Annotated in this window: 20 protein-coding genes and 1 tRNA gene; 16 read left to right on the plus strand and 5 right to left on the minus strand. The window is 65.5% G+C overall.

Features of this window, described 5'->3' with window-relative positions:
• Nucleotides 1-13 precede the first annotated feature (13 nt).
• The 3 genes from HFP57_RS05045 to rpsD all read left to right on the plus strand — a co-directional run bounded on the left by HFP57_RS05045 (nt 14) and on the right by rpsD (nt 3,402).
• Nucleotides 14-1,738 carry a cation:proton antiporter domain-containing protein gene (locus tag HFP57_RS05045; protein ID WP_176868765.1) on the plus strand — a complete coding sequence of 575 codons (1,725 nt, stop codon included), beginning with the start codon at nt 14-16 and terminating at the stop codon, nt 1,736-1,738.
• Between the two features lie 14 nt (nt 1,739-1,752).
• Entirely contained in the window at nt 1,753-2,550 is a 798-nt protein-coding gene (locus tag HFP57_RS05050; protein ID WP_176868766.1) for a universal stress protein, read from the plus strand.
• Between the two features lie 237 nt (nt 2,551-2,787).
• A complete protein-coding gene (rpsD, locus tag HFP57_RS05055; protein WP_176868767.1) occupies nt 2,788-3,402 on the plus strand; it encodes a 30S ribosomal protein S4 in 615 nt (204 codons plus the stop codon).
• 89 nt (nt 3,403-3,491) lie between these two features.
• On the opposite strand, the gene HFP57_RS05060 is transcribed toward rpsD, so the two are convergent.
• The gene (locus tag HFP57_RS05060) at nt 3,492-4,652 is read right to left on the minus strand and encodes an alpha/beta hydrolase (protein WP_176868768.1); all 1,161 of its coding nucleotides are present in this window, start codon (nt 4,650-4,652) and stop codon (nt 3,492-3,494) included.
• Between the two features lie 243 nt (nt 4,653-4,895).
• Between HFP57_RS05060 and HFP57_RS05065 the strand changes: the two genes are divergently transcribed.
• The 7 genes from HFP57_RS05065 to HFP57_RS05095 all read left to right on the plus strand — a co-directional run bounded on the left by HFP57_RS05065 (nt 4,896) and on the right by HFP57_RS05095 (nt 10,978).
• Nucleotides 4,896-5,699 (plus strand): acyl-CoA thioesterase, encoded by an 804-nt coding sequence (locus HFP57_RS05065; RefSeq protein WP_176868769.1) that lies wholly within the window; start codon nt 4,896-4,898, stop codon nt 5,697-5,699.
• Between the two features lie 100 nt (nt 5,700-5,799).
• Entirely contained in the window at nt 5,800-6,009 is a 210-nt protein-coding gene (locus HFP57_RS05070; protein ID WP_176868770.1) for a hypothetical protein, read from the plus strand.
• Nucleotides 5,997-6,911, plus strand: coding sequence for a fatty acid desaturase (locus HFP57_RS05075; protein WP_246263393.1), 915 nt, complete (start codon nt 5,997-5,999; stop codon nt 6,909-6,911). The genes HFP57_RS05070 and HFP57_RS05075 overlap by 13 nt, the downstream gene beginning before the upstream one ends.
• A 69-nt stretch (nt 6,912-6,980) precedes the next feature.
• Nucleotides 6,981-7,664 (plus strand): TetR/AcrR family transcriptional regulator, encoded by a 684-nt coding sequence (locus tag HFP57_RS05080; RefSeq protein ID WP_176868771.1) that lies wholly within the window; start codon nt 6,981-6,983, stop codon nt 7,662-7,664.
• Nucleotides 7,661-7,894, plus strand: a complete 234-nt coding sequence (locus HFP57_RS05085; RefSeq protein ID WP_246263400.1) for a hypothetical protein — start codon at nt 7,661-7,663, stop codon at nt 7,892-7,894. The genes HFP57_RS05080 and HFP57_RS05085 overlap by 4 nt, the downstream gene beginning before the upstream one ends.
• Nucleotides 7,882-8,766: a fatty acid desaturase gene (locus HFP57_RS05090; RefSeq protein WP_218135072.1), complete on the plus strand. Its 885-nt coding sequence runs from the start codon at nt 7,882-7,884 to the stop codon at nt 8,764-8,766. The genes HFP57_RS05085 and HFP57_RS05090 overlap by 13 nt, the downstream gene beginning before the upstream one ends.
• A gap of 70 nt (nt 8,767-8,836) precedes the next feature.
• Complete coding sequence (locus HFP57_RS05095) at nt 8,837-10,978, plus strand: penicillin acylase family protein (protein ID WP_176868772.1); 2,142 nt, start codon at nt 8,837-8,839, stop codon at nt 10,976-10,978.
• 9 nt (nt 10,979-10,987) lie between these two features.
• On the opposite strand, the gene HFP57_RS05100 is transcribed toward HFP57_RS05095, so the two are convergent.
• A complete protein-coding gene (locus tag HFP57_RS05100; RefSeq protein WP_176871161.1) occupies nt 10,988-11,434 on the minus strand; it encodes a YaiI/YqxD family protein in 447 nt (148 codons plus the stop codon).
• 11 nt (nt 11,435-11,445) lie between these two features.
• Entirely contained in the window at nt 11,446-13,434 is a 1,989-nt protein-coding gene (locus HFP57_RS05105; protein WP_176868773.1) for an alpha/beta hydrolase family protein, read from the minus strand.
• 125 nt (nt 13,435-13,559) lie between these two features.
• On the opposite strand from HFP57_RS05105, the gene HFP57_RS05110 reads away from it, so the two are divergent.
• The 4 genes from HFP57_RS05110 to HFP57_RS05125 all read left to right on the plus strand — a co-directional run bounded on the left by HFP57_RS05110 (nt 13,560) and on the right by HFP57_RS05125 (nt 17,801).
• Nucleotides 13,560-13,952 carry a YbaN family protein gene (locus HFP57_RS05110; protein WP_246263402.1) on the plus strand — a complete coding sequence of 131 codons (393 nt, stop codon included), beginning with the start codon at nt 13,560-13,562 and terminating at the stop codon, nt 13,950-13,952.
• A gap of 263 nt (nt 13,953-14,215) precedes the next feature.
• A complete protein-coding gene (locus HFP57_RS05115; protein ID WP_176868775.1) occupies nt 14,216-15,037 on the plus strand; it encodes a universal stress protein in 822 nt (273 codons plus the stop codon).
• 154 nt (nt 15,038-15,191) lie between these two features.
• Complete coding sequence (locus HFP57_RS05120) at nt 15,192-16,844, plus strand: M28 family metallopeptidase (protein ID WP_425500738.1); 1,653 nt, start codon at nt 15,192-15,194, stop codon at nt 16,842-16,844.
• A 24-nt stretch (nt 16,845-16,868) separates the two neighbouring features.
• The gene (locus tag HFP57_RS05125) at nt 16,869-17,801 is read left to right on the plus strand and encodes a class I SAM-dependent methyltransferase (RefSeq protein WP_176868776.1); all 933 of its coding nucleotides are present in this window, start codon (nt 16,869-16,871) and stop codon (nt 17,799-17,801) included.
• A gap of 232 nt (nt 17,802-18,033) precedes the next feature.
• Here the strand turns inward: HFP57_RS05125 and HFP57_RS05130 are convergent, their stop codons facing one another.
• Nucleotides 18,034-18,675 (minus strand): uracil-DNA glycosylase, encoded by a 642-nt coding sequence (locus tag HFP57_RS05130; RefSeq protein ID WP_176868777.1) that lies wholly within the window; start codon nt 18,673-18,675, stop codon nt 18,034-18,036.
• A 26-nt stretch (nt 18,676-18,701) separates the two neighbouring features.
• Between HFP57_RS05130 and folK the strand changes: the two genes are divergently transcribed.
• Together folK and HFP57_RS05140 are read left to right on the plus strand one after the other, a co-directional pair.
• Nucleotides 18,702-19,217: a 2-amino-4-hydroxy-6-hydroxymethyldihydropteridine diphosphokinase gene (folK, locus tag HFP57_RS05135; RefSeq protein ID WP_176871163.1), complete on the plus strand. Its 516-nt coding sequence runs from the start codon at nt 18,702-18,704 to the stop codon at nt 19,215-19,217.
• A 16-nt stretch (nt 19,218-19,233) separates the two neighbouring features.
• Nucleotides 19,234-19,309 (plus strand) — tRNA-Lys (locus HFP57_RS05140).
• An 851-nt stretch (nt 19,310-20,160) separates the two neighbouring features.
• On the opposite strand, the gene HFP57_RS05145 is transcribed toward HFP57_RS05140, so the two are convergent.
• The gene (locus HFP57_RS05145) at nt 20,161-20,733 is read right to left on the minus strand and encodes a hypothetical protein (protein ID WP_176868778.1); all 573 of its coding nucleotides are present in this window, start codon (nt 20,731-20,733) and stop codon (nt 20,161-20,163) included.
• Nucleotides 20,734-21,265 lie beyond the last annotated feature (532 nt).

The following is a 21,265-nucleotide window of genomic DNA, read 5'->3' on the forward strand; positions in this document are numbered from 1 at the left end:
CAAGGATCCGATAGTGCACCCTGAAATCCCGTATCTTCGGGAAATCATCATCTTCCTCGTCGCCGCCGGGCTTGTCGTTCCGCTGGTCCGGCGCGCCGGGATCAGCCCGGTGCTGGGATTCCTGTTCGTCGGCCTGATCATCGGCCCCTATGGCGCCGGACGGCTGGCCGGCGACACGCCGATCCTCGAATTCCTCGTCATTTCGGATATCGAGGGGGTGAGCCGGGTCGCCGAGCTCGGCGTCATATTCCTGCTCTTCACGATCGGGCTCGAACTGTCGGTCGCGCAGCTATGGGGGATGCGCCGGCTCGTCTTCGGCCTCGGCGCCGCGCAGGTGATCATCAGTGCGATCTTTATCGGCGTCATCGCCTATATATTCGGAAATTCGCTGGTCGCGGCGACGATCTTCGGCCTCTGCCTCGCCTTGTCCTCGACCGCGCTCGTCATGCAATTGCTGACCGAGACGCGCCGGCTCAGCGCCCCGGCCGGGCGCTCCAGCTTCGGCATATTGCTGCTGCAGGACCTCGCCGTCGTGCCGATCCTCTTCTTCGTCGGCGTCGCCGGGGCGACGGTCCAGGGCTCGCTCGCGCTCGCCGCCTTCTGGGCGATCGGCGAGGCGATCCTCGTCATCGGCGCGATCTTCGTGATCGGGCGGATCATCGTCCGGCCGCTGCTGAAGTTCGTCGGCGGAACGGGCAGCCGCGAGGTGTTCATGGCGGCGGTCGTGCTGCTCGTCCTCGCCACCGCGGCGCTGACCGCCGAAGCCGGGCTCTCCATGGCGCTCGGCGCCTTCCTCGCGGGCCTGCTGTTCGCCGGAACCGAATATCGTCACCAGATCGCCAGCGATATCGAACCGTTCAAGGGGTTGCTGCTCGGCCTGTTCTTCATCTCGGTCGGCATGAGCCTAGATATCCTCGCGGTGTGGGACAATATCGGCTGGGTGTTGCTGTCGGTCGTCGGACTGCTGATCCTGAAGGGCGCGATCATCTACACGCTCGCCCGGATCTGGCGCCTGCCCAGGGACGTCGCCGCCGAAACCGCGGTGCTGATGAGCCAGGGCGGCGAATTCGCCTTCGTCGTTATCGCGGCGGCGCTCTCCTACACCCTGCTCGATCCCGCGATCGCGCAGTTCATGCTGCTGGTCGTCATCGTCACCATGTTCCTGACCCCGCTGCTTGCCGCCGCGGGGCGGCGCCTGGGCAAGGCCATACGCGAACGCGATGCGGGCCTCGCGGCCGACGACCAGCCGATGGAGGACGGGCACCCGGTCATCATCGGCGGCTTCGGCCGGGTCGGAAAGATGCTCGCGCAGCTGCTGGAGGAGCAGCGCGTCCCCTATGTCGCGATCGACAGCGATCCGGAACTCGTCGCGCGCGAACGGGCCGACGGAGCCTGCGTGTTCTTCGGCGATGCGAGCCGGCCGGACCTGCTCGAGCATCTGGGGATCGAGCGGGCATCGGCCTTCGCGACGACGATGGACGAGCCGGGTTCGGCCGCCCATGTCATCAAGGCCGTGCACACGGCATGGCCGCATGTGCCGATCATGTCGCGCGCCCGCGACGCGAGCCATGCGCGCCAGCTGCAGAAACAGGGCGCCGCGAGCGCCGTCCCCGAAACGGTCGAGGCCAGTCTCGAACTGTGCGAGCAGGTGCTGACGGGCATCGGCTTCCCCGACGACGCGGCGCGCACGATCGTCGACGAGCGGCGCGGCCTGATGATTATCGGCGACGGCCAATGACAGGAGCGAAACCGATGGGACCCAAGCATATCCTGCTGCCCGTCCATGCCGATCACGGGCTGGACGCGCGGCTCGCCGCTGCCACGGCGTTGGCGCAGCAGTTCGGCGCGACGTTGCTGTGCCTCTATGCGCGGACGCCCCCCGGCGCCGGGCGCGCGATCAGCGCAAGCGGCATGGCGCGGCTCGGCGAAGAGGATATGCGCGCGGGCAAGCGGGTCCGCCGCGCCGTCGAAACCCGGCTGGCCGAGGCCGGCGTCGAATGGGACTGGCACGACTATCCGGGCAATGTGGTGGATGCGCTGGTCGGCGAAGCGCCGCTCGCCGATCTCATCGCCGTCAGCCCGATGACGGAGAGCGGCGGCCCGGCGGTGTCCGAGCCGGTCGCCGAACCGCTGCTGCTGCGCAGCCCGACACCGCTGCTCATCGCGCCGGACGGACCGGCGGCCTTCGGGACCGCGATGATCGCGTGGAACGGCAGCGCGCAATCGGCGCTGGCGATGCGCGAGGCGCTGCCGCTGCTTCGCGGCGCCACGGCCGTCCATATCGTCACCGCCGCGGCCGACATCCGGCAGTTCCCGCCTGAAAGGGCGGCCGCCTATCTGCGCGCGCACGGCATCGACAGCACGCAGCATATCGCCGAGGACGCGGGCGCCGACGCGGCCGAAACGCTGACCCGGGAAGCCGAACGCCTCGGCGCCGATTACATCGTCATGGGCGGCTACAGCCGGTCGCGGCTCAACGAACTGATCTTCGGCGGCGTAACGCGCTATATGCTGCGCCGCCCGCCCGTGCCGATCTTCATTCGGCATTGAGCACAAGGGCGTCGGGAACGGAATATCCGACACCCCAAATCCCTTGACTTTCCGGCGGCGGGCCGCCACATGCGCGCCTTCGCAATTGGCCCCGCACCCCGGTGAAGTGGTGGCCGCGTCGTGCAGCTTGGTACGGCGGTGCGTTCCGGGACAATGACATCGACCCTTCCCGAAAAGTGGAATTCCGGTTTTCGGACAAGAAGGGGCGCCACATATGAAGCAAATTGGAGACGACGCATGTCGAAGCGCAAAAGCGCCAAATACAAACTTGACCGCCGGATGGGCGAAAACATCTGGGGTCGCCCCAAAAGCCCGGTAAACCGCCGCGAATACGGCCCCGGCCAGCACGGCCAGCGCCGCAAGGGCAAGCTTTCGGACTTCGGCGTGCAGCTGCGCGCCAAGCAGAAGCTGAAGGGCTATTACGGCGAAATCACCGAAAAACAGTTCAAGCGCGCCTATACCGAGGCGAGCAAGATGAAGGGCGATACGTCGCAGAACCTGATCGGCATTCTCGAGCAGCGTCTCGACATGATCGTCTATCGCGCCAAGTTCGCGCCGACGATCTTCGCCGCGCGCCAGCTCGTCAATCACGGCCATGTCCGCGTCAATGGCGGCAAGTGCAACATCCCCTCGCGCCGCATCGAGGCGGGCGACGAGATCACCCTGCGCGCCAAGGCCCAGGACATGGCGCTGGTGCTCGAGGCGCAGAGCCTCAACGAGCGCGACATTCCCGAATATGTCGTGCCCGACGGCACGTCCAAGGTCGTCTTCACACGCGTTCCGACGCTCGACGAAGTGCCCTATCCGGTGAAAATGGAACCCAACCTCGTCGTCGAATTCTATTCGCGCTAAAGGTTCGGGCCAAAGGTTCGGGCCAAAGGTTCGGGGAGGACCCCATTCGAGAAGGGCGGCCTGCAGGCCGCCCTTTTTCGTTGCAGACCCTAATTGCCGAGCGCATCCGGCCCCGGACCGGGGCAACCATGCTCGTCATCGGCCGCGTCGGTGAGGAAGAAGCCAGCCTCCGTCTCATGGCCATGAATATCGGGACCGATCGGATCGCGCCCCCTGAAGTCTTCCGGCCGCGCCCGCGCGATCACCCGGCACATATCGAAAACAGCTGGCCGGCTGGCCGCGAAATCGGAATGCCCGAGCGTTGAATCGCGCACTGGCGACGTGTCCACCACGGTGAAGCCCGGCCGCGAATGAAGATGGCATCGCTGGCGATCATTCCGTCCGCGCGGGGCCGAATACCAGCAGCTGGGATCTCCGGCCCGGGGCGAGCCGTGCACGTTCCACGAAAGGCGGAGCGGCCAGTCCCGATGGGACACATAGACGGTGATATCCCGCCAGCTCCGAACGAGCTCCCGTGCGACATCGCGATCGAAACGCGCCCGGTCCATGTCCGGCGAGGCGAATATCACCGTATCCACCTTGCGCGCGGCATCGGGCTCCGCGCGTTCCAGCGCTGTCAGTCCGTCGACTGCCGCGCGGCTGCCCATGCTGTGTGCGACCAGTACGACACGATCACTGCGCCGCGCCAATCCCGTCAGCACATGTTCGAAATAGAAATGGCTCCAGCCGATATTGGTCTCGTCCCACACATAGCCGGCGAGGCGAGCGCGGGAAGGCCAGGCGAATATCACCATCGGACCCCGAAATCCGGAGGTTGCGGCGATGACCCGCGCGCGCTCGGCCGCTTCGGCAAAGCTGTTGTTATAGCCATGAACGTAAAGGAGGACGGCCCCGCCATGCGCATCGCGCGCGGCATCAAGGTCGGTCCACCAAGAGTCGGACGTTTGGAACCGGGGATCCTCGTCACCCGATGACTCCATGATCCGACCGGGTGCGATCGGTGCGAGACGCCCCTGGCGCATCTGGTCCATCCGATATCGCGTCAGCGCAAACACGGGTTGGCGACAATCGGGCAACTGGGACGTCACGAAGAAAGGGGCCATTGCGGCACTGCCGGGAGGCACGTCGTGACGTTGGTAGATGCAGTCGGCGGTCATAACCTCGTAATCCGGTGGCGTGATGCACGCCGTTGCCAGAATCGCTCCCGCAATGCCAATCGCGGCGCGCATGATCCGCAAAACCTGAGTCATCAGACCCCCCTTTTTTTCGTGTATTCTTTGACATTTACCACCATGGCGATGGCCGGCGCAAACGGCGTCGTGACCAGCATGGAGTCTAAGCCCGGCCCACCGCGTCCCGTCCGAACCGCCCGGCGCCTTACACTCCCGGCCGGCCTTTCCGCGGCCATTCCATCGGCAGATAGCAAAATCAGCAATTGTGCCGATGCTCCCGATTCCATAGCGCAGCCTGCACATTGCGGATGGGAGATTGTGTTGGACTACGCCCTCGATACCGAAACGGAAATCGCGGCTCATGGCGAACGTGTCTATTCCCGGCCCGTTACCCAGGTCTTCTGGAACATGGAGAGCGCTTTTGGCGGCTGGGCGCTGGCGCTGGCGATGGAGGCGGTCGCGCGGGAAGCCGATCCGGCCGCCGCGCTGGCGAGCATCAACGCGATCTTCCTCGCCGGGATCGAGGGCGAGACGGTGTTCGTTCGCGTGGAGACGCTGAGCCAGCGCAAGCGCACCGGTTTCTTTCGCGTGACGCTGCACAAGGATGCCGACGACGGTCCGCTGCTCTTCAGCTCCGATATCGTTATGTCCGACCGGCGCGAAACCGATCTCGCCTATCAGCCGGAGATGCCCGACGTGACGCCGGCGGCCGACACCGAACGGCTCGCTTTTCCGCCCGGCATGGGGCCGCGCTGGTTCGGCCATTACGACCAGCGGATCGCGGTCGGCAGGCCCTTCACCGTTCAGGACCAGCCGCGCAGCGCCGTCTGGATGCGGGATGGCGACGGCCGCCCGCTCGATACCAAGGGGCTGGTCTCGATATCCGACGTCCCGATGCCCCGCGCCTTCTTCCTGGCCGATACGCCGCGCTTCAGTTCGACCGTGTCCTACAGTTTCGCGATGTTCGCGACCGAGGAAGAACTGGCGGCGATCGGGACCGACCATGTGCTCGTCGAAAGCGACAGCGCGCGCATTCGCCGGGGCATGAGCGATCAGCATGCCCGGATCTGGTCGCCATCGGGCGACCTGATCGCGCTGACCAGCCAGACCGCCTTTTTCCGATAAAAAATTGTATCAAATTGTCTTTGTTAGGCAGTTATTTAGCAATTCCCCCTATCGACCTCCTCTCCGTGGGGAATTTCGAGATAATGGCAGAAGAGGATCAATGGCGATCGCTATTCTCAAAACGGGATTCTATTTCGGGCCGCTCCTGTTCGGCCTGTTGTTCATTCCCCCGGTAACCGCGCAAATCATCGGGATTCTGGGCTGGAGCCCGCCGCTCGGCATGGCACCGCTAGCCGCGGGTTTCGTGCTGGGCGGCGTCTGGGGCCTGTATGCGCAATGGCGGGGGAGTTGGCTGACATGGAAGCTCTAGCCGAAACCCCGCCGCGGGTGGTCGAACACCGATCGCCGGACAACGACATCGACGGGTCCGGCAAGACGCTGATGCAGCGCGAACAGGCGATCGCGCACAAATATATGGGCGGCGTGGCCTGGATCGCCGTCGCCTGGGGGCTCGGCAATCTCGCCGTCTGGCTGGCGCTCTGGCCGCTCGTCCTGTCCGGCATGCTGCCGCTCTGGGCCGCCTTCCCGATCGCGACCGCCAACGTCATCCTCTGCTACCTGCCCTCGCACGAAGCCCAGCACGATATTATCGGCCGGCGCGGCACCAAATGGCGCTGGCTCAACGAGCTGGTCGGCCATCTCTCGACGATCCCGCTCGTCCTTCCCTATCGCGCCGCCAAGCTCACCCATCTCGAGCATCACAAACATACCAACCATCCCGAGCGCGACCCCGATTACAGCATGCGCGCGGACGGGCCGCTCCACATGCTCTGGGTCAGCCTGAAGAACCGCCAGCCGCGTTCCAACCGCGGGCTGCGCGGCTATCGCGACGTGCTGATCCGGATGGGCCGGAAGGATGTCGTGCTGGACGGCCTTGTCTATCAATTGGTCTTTTTCGGGATATTGTGCGCCCTCGCCTGGGCGGGCTTCGGGCTGGAGGCACTATTGCTCTGGTGGCTGCCGCGCCATATCGGCACCGCCTATATCCAGTTCTTCCTGAGCTGGGCGCCGCATCACCCGGCCAGGGCGACGGGCCGCTACCGCAACACGCGGGCCTGGCGCAGCGCACTCGGCAATATCGGCTCGATGGGCATGCAGTATCACATCGTCCATCATCTCCATCCGACGATCCCGCTGACCCGCACGCCGGCCGCCTATCGCGAAATGCGGCCGATACTGGAGGCGCGCGGCTGCCGGCTGGAAGGTCTCTGACTGCGGCGGACCGGTCCGCGAGATAACTTTAACATTGATTAAATTATAACGCTGTGCAAATATCTTTGCATGGCCGAGTCGACCACGCGATCGATCAACATGCAGCGGCGCCGGGATGCCATCCTCGGCGAGGCGCAGCGCGTCATCGGAGAACAGGGTTTCGACGCGCTGAACCTGCGCGCGCTCGCCGATGCCGCTTCGGTCACCGTGCCGACCATCTACAATCTGATCGGCAACAAGGACGCGCTGCTGATGGCGCTGTTCGAACGCGCGGTGACCCGGATCGAGGCCCAGCTTCGCGATTTCGAAACGGCTCCTGCCCTCGAACGGGCCGAGGCGGTCGTGATCCAGTCGACCGGCCTGTTCGGCGCGGACGAGAATTTCTATCGCGCCGCGCTGATCGCCGGCGAACAGCTCGGCTATCGCACCGAGATGCGCACCGCCTCGAAAGATTTCGACGCACGGTCCGTCCAGATGGCGGCGAATGCCTGCCGCGCCGGCCTGCGCGAGGGGCTGCTGCGCGGCCGGATCGATTGCGACCTGCTCGGCGCGCAGATGTACGCCATCTACCGCACCAGCCTGCACGACTGGGTGTATCAGCTGATCACGATCGACGAACTCCGGCGAAATGCGCTGCGCGGTTTCTATGTCTGCCTCGCCGCCGATGCCACGGACGACTTTCACGCCGCGCTGATGGGCAAGCTCGACGCGCTCGCCAACGGCGAAACAAGAGCCGCGGAGCAGGCGGCATGAGCGGCGAACCGGAAATTCCAATGCTGGCCCGCATCCTGAAAACCGGCTTCCATTTCGGGCCGATCCTGTTCGGCCTGCTGTTCATCCCACCCGTGACGGCGCAGCTCATCACGGCGATCGGATGGACGCCGCCATCGGGGATCAGCCCGCTGCTGGCCGGTTTCATCCTCGGCGGCATCTGGGGGCTCTATGCACAGACCAGGGGGAGCTGGATCTCATGGCGAGTCTAGCCGAAGCGCCGGCGATGACCGCCGCCGCAAAAAAAGAGCTGATGCGGCGCGAACAGGCGATCGCGCGCCGCTTCATGGGCGGCGTACCCTGGTTCGCCGTATTCTGGGCCTTCGCCAATCTCGCGACATGGCTCGCGCTCTGGCCGCTGGTGATCCTCGGCTATCTGCCGCTCTGGGCCGCCTTCCCGATCGCGACGCTGAACGTCATGCTTTCCTACCTGCCCTCGCACGAGGCCCAGCACGACATCATCGCGCGGCCCGGCACCCGATGGCGCTGGCTCAACCAGGCGGTCGGCTGGCTGTCGACGATCCCGCTCGTCCTCCCCTACCGAGTCGCGCGGCTCACCCATCTCGAACATCACCGCCACACCAACGATCCAGCGCGCGACCCCGATTACGGGACCAGGGCCAAGGGACCGGTCGATGCGATCCTGAAGAGCATCGTCAACCGGCAGCCCCGGGCCGAGGGCGGGTTGAACGGCTATGGCGAAACGCTGATGCGGCTCGGGCGGCCCGATGTCGTGCTCGAAGGCGTGCTCTACCAGATGGTTTTCTACGGCCTGCTCTGCGGTCTCGCCTGGGCGGGCTTCGGACTCGAGGCGCTGCTGCTCTGGTGGCTGCCGCGCCATATCGGCCTCACCTATATCCAGTTCTTCCTGAGCTGGGCACCGCACCATCCCGGCGAGGAACAAGGCCGCTACCGCAACACCCGGGCCTGGCGCAGCGCACTCGGCAATATCGGCTCGATGGGAATGCAGTTCCACATCGTCCACCATCTACATCCGACGATCCCGCTCACCCGCACCCCCGCCGCCTATCGCGCCCTGCGGCCCGTCCTCGAAGCGCGGGGCTGCGAACTGGACCGCATTTAGGCCGCCGCGCTTGATCTCTCGCCGCTGGCCGCCGATGACGGGGCGCACTACACCGGCGAGCGGGGGACCTATGAAGAAGCTGGCAAAAATCCTCGGCGCAATCGTTGCGATCATGGTCGTCGCGGCCGCCGCCAACGCCGTGCTCAACAGCCAATGGTATGCGCGGCAGGAACAGGTCGCCGCGCCCGAGACAGACTATGACGTGGTCATCCGGCGCGACCGCTGGGGCGTGCCGCATGTGCTGGGACAGACCGACGCCGATGCCGCCTTCGGGCTCGCCTATGCGCATGCGGAAGACGATTTCGCGACTTTTCAGGAAGTGATCGCGAGCGCGCGCGGGCGGCTCGGCGAGCTCACCGGGGCCGAGGGCGCGGCGCAGGATTATGCCTGGCACCTGTTCGACGCGCGCAGCGACGTGGACGACGGCTATGAGCGCGAACTATCTCCCGAAACCCGGGCGCTGATCGAGGCCTATGCGGACGGGCTCAACCTTTATGCGTCCGAACATCCCGAAGAGCTGCGCATCCGCGGCCTCTTCCCCGTGACCGGCGAGGATATCGCGACCGGCTTCGCCTTCACCTCGCCCTTCTTCTACGGCATCGACCGGACGCTCGGCGCGCTCGCCGCCAGCGAGGAGCCGCCGCGCAACGCTGAACCGGCGACCGAGCGCGGATCCAACGCCTTCGCCATCGCCCCGTCGCGCGATCCGGACGGCGCGACCAAGCTGATCGTCAATTCGCACCAGCCCTGGAACGGCCCGGTCGCCTGGTACGAAGCGCATGTCACCAGCGCCGAAGGGCTCGACATGATCGGCGGCCTGTTCCCGATCGCGCCGCTGCCGCTGCTCGGTCATAACCGCCATATCAGCTGGACCAACACGGTGAACCGGCCGGACCTGGTCGATGTCTACGCGCTCACGCTGAACGATGCGGGCGACGCCTATCGCTTCGACGGGGAATGGCGGCCGCTGGAGAGCCGCCGGATCTGGCTTCACGTCCGGATGGGGCCGCTCGTCGTGCCGATCCCGCGCACCGTCTATCGCTCGATCCACGGCCCGGTGATGATCAACGACAATGGCGCCTTCGCGATCCGCTATGCCGGTATCGGCGAGATCCGCCAGGTCGAGCAATATTACCGCCTGACCCGCGCGGAGAGTTTCGAAGAATGGCAGGATGTGATGCGGATGCAGGCGATCCCGGCGACCAACTTCATCTATGCCGATCGCGAGGGCCATATCGCCCGCCTCTACAATGCGCGCTTCCCCGACCGCGCGGAGGGATTCGACTGGCGCGGCGTGCTGCCGGGCGACACGAGCCGGGCATTGTGGACGGCCGATGCGCCCTTCGCTTCGATCCCGTTCCTCGCGGATCCTGATTCGGGCTATATCTTCGACGCGAACAGTACGCCCTGCATCGCCACCGCCGAGGCCGACAATCTCGATTGCGACGGTTTTTCGGAACTGCTCGGCGTCGAGAGCAACCGGACGAACCGGATGCTGCGGGCGGACGAATTGCTCGCCGCGATCGAGGGTCCGATCGGCTGGCCGGAGCTGCGCCGCGTGAAATACGACACCGGCTATTCGCGCCTGTCCGCGGCCGGCCCCTATTTCCGGCGGATCGCCGCGCTGAATTTCGAGCCGGGCGACCTTTCCGACGCGCAGCAGCTGCTCGCCCGGTGGGACTGGACGCTGGACGGCGAAGGATCGGCCGACGGCCTCGCCGCGCTCGTCCTCCGGCACATCATGCTCGCCGCCTATCGCGGCGATCCGCTGCCCGATCCGCGCGAGACCTTCGCCGGAGCCGTCGAATTCCTGATGACCGAGCATGGCCGTCTCGACGTCCCGCTCGGCGCGGTCGTCCGGCTGCGGCGCGGCGCGGCGGACCTGCCGCTCAGCGGCGGGCCGGACGCGCTGCGCGCGATCTATTGGGGCGATCCGGAAGACGGCGCGCATTCGGCGACAGCCGGTGACAGCTACATCATGGAAATCACCTGGCACCGCGACGGCACCGTCAGCTCGCGCAGCGTCCATCAGTTCGGCGCGGCGAGCACCCGGCCGGATTCGCGCCATTACGACGATCAGGCCCAGCTATTCGCAGCCATGCGGATGAAGGACAGCTGGTTCGACGCAGAAGAGCTCGCACCCAATATCGTCTGCAGCTACCGCCCCGGAGAACAGGGACGCACACCCGACGGTGCCCCCTGCCCCCGATAGGGTCAGAACCTAGCCGCGCTTCAGCCGTACCAGCGTTTCGTCGAGCGAAGAGAGAAAGCGCGAGCGATCGGCCTTCGAAAAAGGCGGCGGCCCGCCGATCGCATCGCCGCCCGCGCGCAGATCCGCCATGATCGCGCGCGTCGCGACGGCGGCGCCGATCGAGTTGGCGGTGAACGGCTTGCCGTTCGGTGCGATCACGCTGGCCCCGCTTTTGATGCAGCGGTCGGCGAGCAGAATATCGGCGGTGATCACGATCGCCTTCGCCCGGACGCGCTCGGCGATCCAGTCATCCGCCGCGTCGAAGCTGTCGCTCACCACCTCGCGGCCGATCAGCGGATGATCGGGCACGCGCAAATGGCTGTTGCTGACGATCGTCACGGGCACCGCGTGCCGGAATGCGACCTTGTAGATTTCCTCCTTCACCGGACAGGCATCGGCATCGACGAGGATCCGGATCGCGTCTTCGTTCAAGACGGATCCTCAAGCCCCAGCGCCATGCGCAGAAAGGTATCGCTGCGTTCGAGCATCCGGATGCGGACGGCGGAATCGCGCAAGCCGTGATCGAGGCCCTCGAATACGACGAGCTCGCTCTGCGTGCCGGCATCGCCGAGCCGGTCGTGCATCCGGCGGGACTGGCCGATATCGACATTGATGTCCTCGTCGCCGTGGAACAGCAGCACCGGCGCGGTGATCCGCGCGGCGTTGCGGGCCGGCGAACCGGCGAGAATATGCGGGCCGGAGCCCAGATATTCGGCCGCATTGCGTCCACCGAAAAAGGCCATGGCATCCTGGCGCAGCGCCGGAAGGTCCGTCACGGGCGCGATCGCGACGATCGCCTTGAACAGGCCGGGATCGATAACGCCGGACTGCAAGGCTGCATAGCCGCCATAGGACCAGCCGACCGCAGCCAGCTGGTCGGCATTGGCGACGCCCTCAGATACCAGCCAGCGCGCGCCGTCATTGACGTCGCCGATGGCGGTCGCCCAACTCTGAAAGCCGTTTTCGACGAGCCAATCCTCGCCATAACCGTAGGATCCTCGGAAATTGGGCTGGAGCACAGCATAGCCCTGATGGGCGAAGAACTGCGCGAGCCAGTCGAAGCTCAAAAAGGTACGCCATTCCGGACCGCCATGCGGCAGGACGATAGCAGGCAGGTTTTGCCCATCGCTTCCCGGCGGCAGGGTAAGATAGCCCGGGATCATCGTACCGTCGGCCGCCGGATAGCGAACCGGGCGCACCTCGGCGAGAGTCACGCCTTCCAGCGCGGGCCGGGCGAGAAGTATCTCGTTCAACGCGCCCGTCGCCTTGTGGAACACATAGTAGCGACCCGGATTTGTCGGACCGACCGCGCGAACGAGCAGCCGGCTTTCGTCGTCGCTGGCATCGAGAAATATGATCTCCGGATTGCCGGGCAGCGCGTTGCTCAGAGCCTCATGCAGCGCTTCATATTCGGGATCGAAATAGACAACGATATTTTCGTCTTCCGAATAGCCAACACCGATCACACGCCGCTCGCGACCCAGTCGAACGAGCCGGCTGACATCGACTTCAGGATGGGCGTAGATCAGCTCCCGATCCAGCGTATCGTTCAACGTGATCCGAAACAACGCATCGCGGCCGTCATGCTTGTCCAGCCCGTAAACCGCGTTAAGGGCGCGATCGACGACCAGCGGATAGAAACCCGTATCGTCCACCATATTGTACGACCCGAATTCGCGCCATTCATCGCTATCGGCCGTGCGGTAATAATAATTGATCGTCTCGCCCGCCATGCCGGTCGCCCCGCGCCGCGAAATCGTCGCCTTCATGCGAACGGTTCCGTAGCCGTCGCTCAGGAAGCGAATATTCTGGCGCACCGGCGGTTCGATGCGCTCGGTACGACCGGTGCGCGTATCGATGAGGACAACCCCCAGCCCTTCGTCGCGATCGACAATCCGCGTTGCCCCGCGATTTTGCTCGGGCACATAGGTGCGGCTCATCGTAATCCTGTCATCGTCATCCGGCAGCCAGTCGACGATACTGCCCTCGAACTGCCGGTTGCGCCGGAAGATATTGTCCCGCTGCCCCAATGAACGGGCATCCGAACTGTCGTCGTCGATCGCGAACAGGCGGTTGACCGGATAGATTTGGAGTTCGGCGCGCATCAAGGCCGAGACCGAACAGACCAGTCGTTCCTCATTGACGAACCGGCACCAGTCGAGCTCCATGGGGTCCCCATCGCTGACCGAGACGATCGACGACTGGCCGCCCGTCACATCGGCGACATAGGCGCGGGTTTCCTCGCCCGGCCCCGGGCCGAGATAGGTTACGCGGTTGCCGCTCGGCGAGAGCGCGATCGAACTCACGGCCGGCCGCTGGCCGAATGCCTCCGCCGGATTGTCGAGTTGCTGCGCCGCAGCGGGCGCGGCCATGCTCAATGCGATCCAACCGGCCGACGCCAGTATCCCGTTTTTCATGATATGCCCCGTTTGAAAGTCCAAAACCCTGAATATCCGCGACTATATCCGCGCGATTGTGCCAAGAAAAGGCGGGCCCGGCAGTTTCCGATCTCGCCGATGGGCGGAACATGCTAGGCGGCCCTGTGGACAAGCGCCTGGGCATCCGTCTTTTCTGGCTCGTGACCGGGCTTCTCGCGCTCGGTCTCGGAATTCTGGGCGCCGTTCTGCCGCTGCTGCCGACCACCCCCTTCCTGCTCGTCGCCGCCTTCGCGTTCGCCCGCTCGTCGCCCAGACTCGCCGCCTGGCTCGAGGCCCATCCCCAGTTCGGCCCGCTCGTCGCCAATTGGCGGGATCATGGCGCGATCGGCCGGCGGGCGAAGATCGCGGCGATGGCCGTCATCGTCGCAACGCCGCTCGTCAGCCTGGCGCTCGGCATCCCGCCCTGGATACTCGCCGTGCAGATCGTCGTGCTGACCCTGGTTTCCGCCTTCATACTGAGCCGCCCCGACGGTCCGGGCGGTGGAACCGCTCTCTAGCCAGGGCGAACTCCAACCCGGCGACCGGAGCGAGGCGCATAGGTATTGCCACGGATTGGACGGCATCGGCCGGTCCGATAGACGGCCTAAATCGCGGCGAGAAACCGGCCCTATCACGGGGCGAAAATCGCGCGAAGATGGGCGATTTTCGGCCGCCTTCCCGCCCGATCGCCTTGCGCCGACCCGCCGCGCTGATATCGTGCCGGCCGAAGGGCGCCGGGCCTGCGCGCGGCGGGTCGAAATATAAAATAAGGGTCTTATACATGCCTCCATCCCTATTGTTCGCAACCGATCTGACGGCGCGCGGCGATCGCCCGCTCGACCGGGCCGTATCGCTGGCCAAGGAGATGCACTGCGACGTCAAGCTGCTCCACGTGATCGACAAGAAAGCCGCGGCGGCGCAGGCCGACCCGGCCGAAGTATCGGAGAAGATCCGCGTCGACCTGCCCGAACAGGCGGCGGGTGTAGACATCATCGTGGAGAAGGGCTCGCCGCCCCAGACCATCGCGCGGATCGCCGAAGAGACGGGCAGCGATCTGATCGTCACCGGCGTCGCGCGCCATACGAGCCTGGGCGACGTCACCCTGGGTACCGCGGTCGACTATATCGTCCGCCGGGCGCCCGTCCCCGTGCTGGTCGTCAAGAAGCGCCCGTTGCGTCCGTACCGGACGCTGGTCGTCGCCACCGACTTTTCGGCCTATTCGCTGGGCGCGGTCAACGCGGCCGCAGCACTGTTTCCCGAGGCCGAAATCCATCTCGTCCATGCCTATGCGGTGCCCTATAGCGGCTGGCTGAAATCCGACGAGGTCGAGAAGGAAGTTCGCGAAGAAGCCGAGGAGTATATGGAGAAATTCCTCGCCGACCCGGGTTTTTCCGAGGAGGTGCGCGCGCGGCTCCATCCGCATATCGGCTATGGCCATATCGAGGAGGTTATCTATCGCGCGCTGCGCGAGAATGATGCGGACCTGCTGGTGCTCGGCACGCACGGACGCAGCGGCTTCGCCCAGGCGACGATCGGCAGCAACGCCCAGTCCATGCTGACCGGCTCGCCGACCGACGTGCTGATGGTGCGCAAGCAGAAATAGCCCGATCGGCGCGCGTCGGCACCCCCGCCGCTTTTTCGTTGCGGAACCGGCACGCGCCCGGGTAGTTGACCATATGTGAAGCGCCGGGAAGCGGCGCCGCCTTACAGGGGAGATTGCCTTGACGTTCCGCCACATTACGCCGCTTGCCCTTCTGATGCTCGCCGGCGCCTGCGCGCCGATGGCCGAAGCGCCGCAAAGCGCGGCCGCCGAGCCCGCCGCCGCCCCGGCCGCGCCGCAAATCTCGCTCGAGACGGTGCGCAGCCTGACCGAGACGATGTCCTCGGATGCCTTCGAGGGCCGGGCGCCCGGAACGCCCGGCGAAGAGATGACGGTCAGCCTGCTCGCCGAGCGCTTTGCCGCGGCGGGCCTCCAGCCCGGCAACAATGGCAGCTGGTATCAGGAAGTACCGCTGGTCGAGATCAACGCCGATCCCGAGACCGCCGCCCTCTCCTACACCGCGGGCGGCGAGACGGTGACGCTCGCCTATGGCAGCGACATGGTGATCGGCACGCCGCGCGTCGTCCCCGAAATTTCGGTCGAGGACGCCGAGCTCGTCTTTGTCGGCTACGGCATCAACGCGCCCGAGCGCGGCTGGAACGATTATGCGGGTATCGACATGGCGGGCCGCATCGCGGTCATCCTCGTCAACGATCCCGATTTCGAAAGCCCGACGAACGAAGGCCTCTTCGACGGCCGGGCGATGACCTATTATGGGCGCTGGACGTACAAGTACGAGGAAGCCGCCCGCCAGGGCGCAGCGGGCGCGATCATCGTCCACGATACCGAACCCGCCTCCTATGGCTGGAACGTCGTCGAGAGCAGCTGGTCCGGCCCGCAGCTCAACATGGACGCGGAAAACAATCATATGGACCGCGTGCCGATCGAGGGCTGGATGACGAATGAGGCGAGCCGCGCGATGCTCGCCGCCGCCGGGCAGGATCTCGACGCGCTGACCGCCGCCGCGCGCCAGCCGGGCTTCACCGCGGTGCCGCTGGGCATCACCGCCAGCGCCAGCGTCGAGAACACGATCCGGCGCGAAAATTCGCGCAACGTGATCGCGATCCTGCCGGGCAGCACGCGTCCGGACGAATATGTGATCCACACCGCGCATTGGGACCATCTGGGCCGCTGCACGCCGGCACCCGACGGCGACGACATCTGCAACGGCGCGCTCGACAATGCGACCGGCACCGCCGGGCTCGTCGCACTGGCCGAGGCCCATGCGGCCGTCGGCCCCGCGGAACGCTCGCTCGTCTTCCTCGCCGTAACCGCCGAGGAATCCGGCCTGCTCGGCTCGACCTATTACGCCGCCAATCCGGTCTTCCCGCTCGCCCGGACGGCCGGCGGCATCAACATGGACGGCCTCAACATCATCGGCGCATCGCGCGACGTCGTCGTGGTCGGCTATGGCAAGTCGGAGCTTGAAAACTATCTCGCGCGCGCCGCCGCGGCGCAGGGCCGCGTCGTGCGGCCGGAACCGACTCCCGAAGCCGGCTATTTCTTCCGGTCCGATCATTTCGCCCTCGCCCGTCCCGGCGTGCCGATGATCTACGCCGAAGGCGGCGAGGATCTGGTCGAGGGCGGTCCCGAGGCCGGCGCCGCCGCGGCCCGCGACTATCGCGCCAACCGCTATCACGGCCCGAAGGACGAATATGATCCGAACTGGAACTGGGACGGCGCGATCATGGATCTGGAGCTCTATTACGCCATCGGCCGCGAACTCGCCGATTCGACCGACTGGCCCAACTGGAATCCCGACGCCGAATTCCGCGCGGCCCGCGATGCCTCGCGCCCCGCATCCGACTGACGCCTTCCCCTTAGGAGAAACTGTATGAAACGCACCGTTGCCTTGATGATCGCGACCGCCGCGATCGCCACGCCCGCCCTGGCCTATCAGGCCCAAACCCAGGACGATCCGCCCGAACCGTCGATCCTGGAACGCGTGCTCGATCGCGTTCTGGGTCCGGCCGAGCAGGCTCCGGCCGAACAGCCGGCGACGGAAACCGCGGCGCCGAGCGCACTCGACACCGTGCTCGCGGCCGATTTCCGCGCCGAGGACAGCGCCCGGGACCGCTATCGCCATCCGGCAGAAACGCTCGATTTCTTCCGCGTCGAGCCCGGCATGACGGTCGCCGAATTCGGGCCCGGCGGCGGCTGGTACACCCGCGTCCTCGCACCCTATATCGCACCGCAGGGCCGCTACATCGCGGTCAATGCCGACTCGTCCTGGCGGGATCTCGATGCCGAACAGCGCGCCCGCGCGAACAGCTGGCCGCAGCGCTTCGCCGCCAATGTCGAGCAATGGACCGGCGTCCCCGCCGCTTCGGTCGCGGCCTTCGAAAGCGACGAAGCGCCGGAGAACGTCGCGGGCACCGTCGACCGCATCCTGATCTTCCGCTCGCTGCACGGTATGCGCAACGGGAATATCGCCGACAGCGAATTGCGGCGGCTGCGGGCCATGCTGGCGGATGACGGCATGGTCGGCGTCGTCCAGCATCGCGCGCCGGAAACAGAGACCTGGGAGCGCTCGAACGGCACGCGCGGCTATCTGAAGCAATCGGATGTCGTCAAGCTGTTCGAGCTGAACGGGTTCGAGCTGGTCTCGGCGTCCGAGATCAACGCCAATCCCAACGATCCGGCAAGCTGGGAACGCGGCGTCTGGACCTTGCCGCCCGTGCTGACGCTCGGTGACGAAAACCGCGACCGCTATGTCGCGATCGGCGAAAGCGACCGGATGACCTTGCTGTTCCGCAAGGCGCGGTAGTTTTTCAGAACGCTGCTAGCGCAACGTCGCGGCACCGGGATTTTGATTGTCAGACCTTCGGCTTTCGCCTCAGGCGCGGCACCGGCCCGCTCCCCCTCCCGACCTCCCAATGAGTCTACCCTGTGGGAGGTCGGGAGGGGGAGCGGGCCGGTGCCGCGAACTTCCGCCAGGAAGTTTCTGACAAAAGACTCCCGATGCGGCGCTCAACCGTCAGGTCGCGCCTGACAAAATCTCACCCCCGCAATTCCACTGCGCGCGCGAACACCGCCTCAAACATCGCGTCGGTCAGACGGCCGGTATTCTGGTTGTAGCGCGAGCAGTGATAGCTATCGATCAGCAGCCGTCCGCCCGGCAGCCGATGCTCGGCGCCATGGCCGAATTTGTAGCGTCCCGGCGTTTCGCCATGGGCGCGCAGGATCGAGGCGTGCGCGATCGTGCCCAGCGCGACGATCGTCGTGAGCTTCGGAAGCGCATCGAGTTCGGGCAGCAGAAAACGCCGGCAGGCGTTGATCTCGGCCGCGACCGGCTTGTTCTGCGGCGGTACGCAGCGCACCGCGTTGAGGATGATCGCGCCCTCAAGCGTCAGCCCGTCGCCGATATCGCCGCCATAGGCCCCGGCGGTCATGCCGACCTTGCCGAGCGTCTCGTACAGCAGCCCGCCCGCATGATCGCCGGTAAACGGCCGCCCGGTCCTGTTGGCGCCGGTCAGCCCCGGGGCGAGCCCGACCACGGCGAGCCAGGCATCCGGATCGCCGAAGGAGGGCACCGGCGCGTTGAACCAGTCGGGATGCGCGCGGCGCCGCTCGGTCCGGAAATCGGCGAGCCGCGGGCAGAGCGCGCAATCGGGCGGCGGTTCGGTGCTGGCCTCGGTCATCGCGCTGCGATAGGCGGGCGGGCGTGATGGATACAAGTGCGGCGACGACCCGCTATCTGATCGGTCTCGGATCGAACCGCTATCGCGGCGGCCCGCCGCGCCGCACGATCGACCGCGCGATCGATGCGCTGGCGGCGCGCGGGCTGGAGATCGTGCGGCGCTCCTCGGTCGTGACGACACCGCCGCTCGGCCCGGGCACGCGCCATTACGCCAATGCCGCGATCCTGGCGCAGACGGATCTTTCGCCGCCCGACCTGCTCGCGCTCTGCCAGGCAATCGAAGCCGCCTTCGGAAGACGCTCGGGACGGCGCTGGGGCGACCGGATCCTCGATCTCGACCTGCTGCTCTGGTCGGGCGGATGCTGGGCGGACCACACGCTTACCCTGCCCCACCCGGCCCTAGCGATGCGCGATTTCGTCCTCGGCCCGCTCGGCGAGATCGCCCCCGGCTGGCGCCATCCGGTGTCGGGCCGCACGATCCGCCAGCTCGATTATCATGTGCGCCGCAACATGCCGGTTGACCGCGGCCCGAACCGTCCCTAGGTCCCTCGCGGTGGTCGGGCCCTTAGCTCAGTTGGTAGAGCAACTGACTTTTAATCAGTAGGTCGCTGGTTCGAGACCAGCAGGGCTCACCACCTTTTCAATAGCTTAGCGGAAAAAATGTTAATCCCGGCAACACTCGTTGCTATGGGGCAACATCTGGGGCAACAAAAGATTCGCATCGCGCTTTGCCAATCAATGAACTTCGACAAATGGCAGTGCATCATTTTGGCGAAACGGAAAGTCTCTCGGCTAATCGAACGGTGCCAACGGCAAGCGGCTCCGCGTTTGATGAAATCGGAGCGGAGGATCGCGGAATTCGCCTGTGCCTGTGTAATCGGAAATGGCTACCCTGACGGCTAGATCACCCTGCAATTAGTGAGGCCTCTCACCGATTTGGCAAATGGTCTTGTTCGCCGATGTGCTCAAAAAGCCGATAATTGGCCACGACCGCATCGTGATGAACACTTCTTAATGGACGATATCCATATCGGCGCGTCGATTGGCTAAAGTGCCCAATTCGGAACAGTCCCCATGTGCGGCGCTTTCGGAGCCTGCGCAGCCATATGACCGCGCGATGCCTATCAGCGCGCCTGCGAAATCAACGTGAAGATGACGCGGGAACAACCTTCAGCGAGCTCATCGATCATCCCAAAGAAAGGTCCGCTCTCTCATTGGGGGGACGTGGGGAGAGAGCGGACCGGAACGCAGGGGCGGGTTGCAGCACGTTGGAAAACCTCCAACGTTCCCCTGCATATGGACTGGACGACCAGTCCGAGACAAAAACGCTTCCAAAGCTCGGCTCTCCTTGCTTAACGCAACAGGCGGAATTTCCCTTCGCGTGCCGGAACCGTCTGGACTGCGCCATCCGAAAAAGGCCCTCTCTCTCAAGAGCATAGAGGAGAGAGCGGGCCAGTCACAGAGGGATACACGTCAAACTGACCAGTTAACGTCCCCTGCGCGAACGACGGTTGACCGTACGCCTTGTCGTGGTCACCCGCCGAGCCCCGTTCCGGTTGCCCGAAACCACGCGGCGCACCTGGGTGTTGCCACGCTCACGAACATGGGTATTGCGGCCGGCAACCACTTGGCCATCCTCATTGCGCAACCGCTGCCGGCGATCGTAACCGTTTCCATTCCACCGGCTCTGCGCCCGGTAATCGAGCGTTTCGCCATTGGGGCCGGTCGTCGTGCCGTGAGTGCGACTGTGATTGCCATGGCGCATACGCTCGCCTTCATAGGTCCGCGTGTCACCATTGAAGCGGGTCTGCGATCCGGACATGGTGCGCCCGGTATCGGTGCGCTGGGATTCCCAGTGGCGCGTCGCAACGGCACCATCCTCCTTGCGCGTAATATTGGTATCGCGCGAATAGGTACCGGTCTCGCGGTCACGGGTGATGACACGCTCACCGGAATAGTTCGGCGTGTCGACCGTGATCGTTCGCGTAGCGGGTTCGGCGAGAGCCGGTCCCGGCAGCAGCATCGCCACGGCGACGGTCGTAAAAAAGGTCGGTTTCATTCTACTCTCCTCATTGGATACGCGACACGGGCTTTCCTGCCCTGTCTCATCCTATCTAACGGAGGAGGCGCGGATTCCCTTCGCGCGATCAGCGGGGCCGACGTGGAATGCGGGGACGGCGCGGTGGCGGGGTCCGCCGCTGCGCTGCATCGCGAACACGCTGTGCGGCGCGGGCGCGCTGCGCGGCCTGCGCTGCCCGAAGCCGTTCCAATATCGCAGCGCGGCGCGCCATTGCCCCATGTGTCGTAGGTATTGGCCGCGATCAGGTCGCCGTCATGATCGCTCGTCGCGACGATCGAGCCCTGGTGATCGGTGCCGAGGAACCGGCGGGTGCTGTTGGAGACGCCCGCACCGTTATACCAGACCAGCGGCTCGTCGACGCCCGCCCCATGGACATGGCGGCGCTGCAGCGTGCCCGACACCGCCCCGCTCGCGCTCGTCAGCCGGCTCTCATCGTCATAGGTGTAGGTATTTGTCTCATCCGAAGTCAGGTTGCCATTGGCGTCGTGGGTGAAGGCCTGCCCGGCGACGC

Source organism: Parasphingopyxis algicola (genome assembly GCF_013378075.1).
Classification (GTDB): Bacteria; Pseudomonadota; Alphaproteobacteria; order Sphingomonadales; family Sphingomonadaceae; genus Parasphingopyxis; species Parasphingopyxis algicola.

Coding starts and splice junctions, on each gene's coding strand:
- HFP57_RS05050 (WP_176868766.1), top strand. CDS start 1,753: ATGGGACCCAAGCATATCCTGCTGCCCGTCCATGCCGATCACGGGCTG.
- rpsD (WP_176868767.1), top strand. CDS start 2,788: ATGTCGAAGCGCAAAAGCGCCAAATACAAACTTGACCGCCGGATGGGC.
- HFP57_RS05060 (WP_176868768.1), bottom strand. CDS start 4,652: ATGACTCAGGTTTTGCGGATCATGCGCGCCGCGATTGGCATTGCGGGA.
- HFP57_RS05070 (WP_176868770.1), top strand. CDS start 5,800: ATGGCGATCGCTATTCTCAAAACGGGATTCTATTTCGGGCCGCTCCTG.
- HFP57_RS05075 (WP_246263393.1), top strand. CDS start 5,997: ATGGAAGCTCTAGCCGAAACCCCGCCGCGGGTGGTCGAACACCGATCG.
- HFP57_RS05080 (WP_176868771.1), top strand. CDS start 6,981: ATGGCCGAGTCGACCACGCGATCGATCAACATGCAGCGGCGCCGGGAT.
- HFP57_RS05085 (WP_246263400.1), top strand. CDS start 7,661: ATGAGCGGCGAACCGGAAATTCCAATGCTGGCCCGCATCCTGAAAACC.
- HFP57_RS05090 (WP_218135072.1), top strand. CDS start 7,882: ATGGCGAGTCTAGCCGAAGCGCCGGCGATGACCGCCGCCGCAAAAAAA.
- HFP57_RS05095 (WP_176868772.1), top strand. CDS start 8,837: ATGAAGAAGCTGGCAAAAATCCTCGGCGCAATCGTTGCGATCATGGTC.
- HFP57_RS05105 (WP_176868773.1), bottom strand. CDS start 13,434: ATGAAAAACGGGATACTGGCGTCGGCCGGTTGGATCGCATTGAGCATG.
- HFP57_RS05115 (WP_176868775.1), top strand. CDS start 14,216: ATGCCTCCATCCCTATTGTTCGCAACCGATCTGACGGCGCGCGGCGAT.
- HFP57_RS05120 (WP_425500738.1), top strand. CDS start 15,192: ATGCTCGCCGGCGCCTGCGCGCCGATGGCCGAAGCGCCGCAAAGCGCG.
- HFP57_RS05125 (WP_176868776.1), top strand. CDS start 16,869: ATGAAACGCACCGTTGCCTTGATGATCGCGACCGCCGCGATCGCCACG.
- HFP57_RS05130 (WP_176868777.1), bottom strand. CDS start 18,675: ATGACCGAGGCCAGCACCGAACCGCCGCCCGATTGCGCGCTCTGCCCG.
- folK (WP_176871163.1), top strand. CDS start 18,702: ATGGATACAAGTGCGGCGACGACCCGCTATCTGATCGGTCTCGGATCG.
- HFP57_RS05145 (WP_176868778.1), bottom strand. CDS start 20,733: ATGAAACCGACCTTTTTTACGACCGTCGCCGTGGCGATGCTGCTGCCG.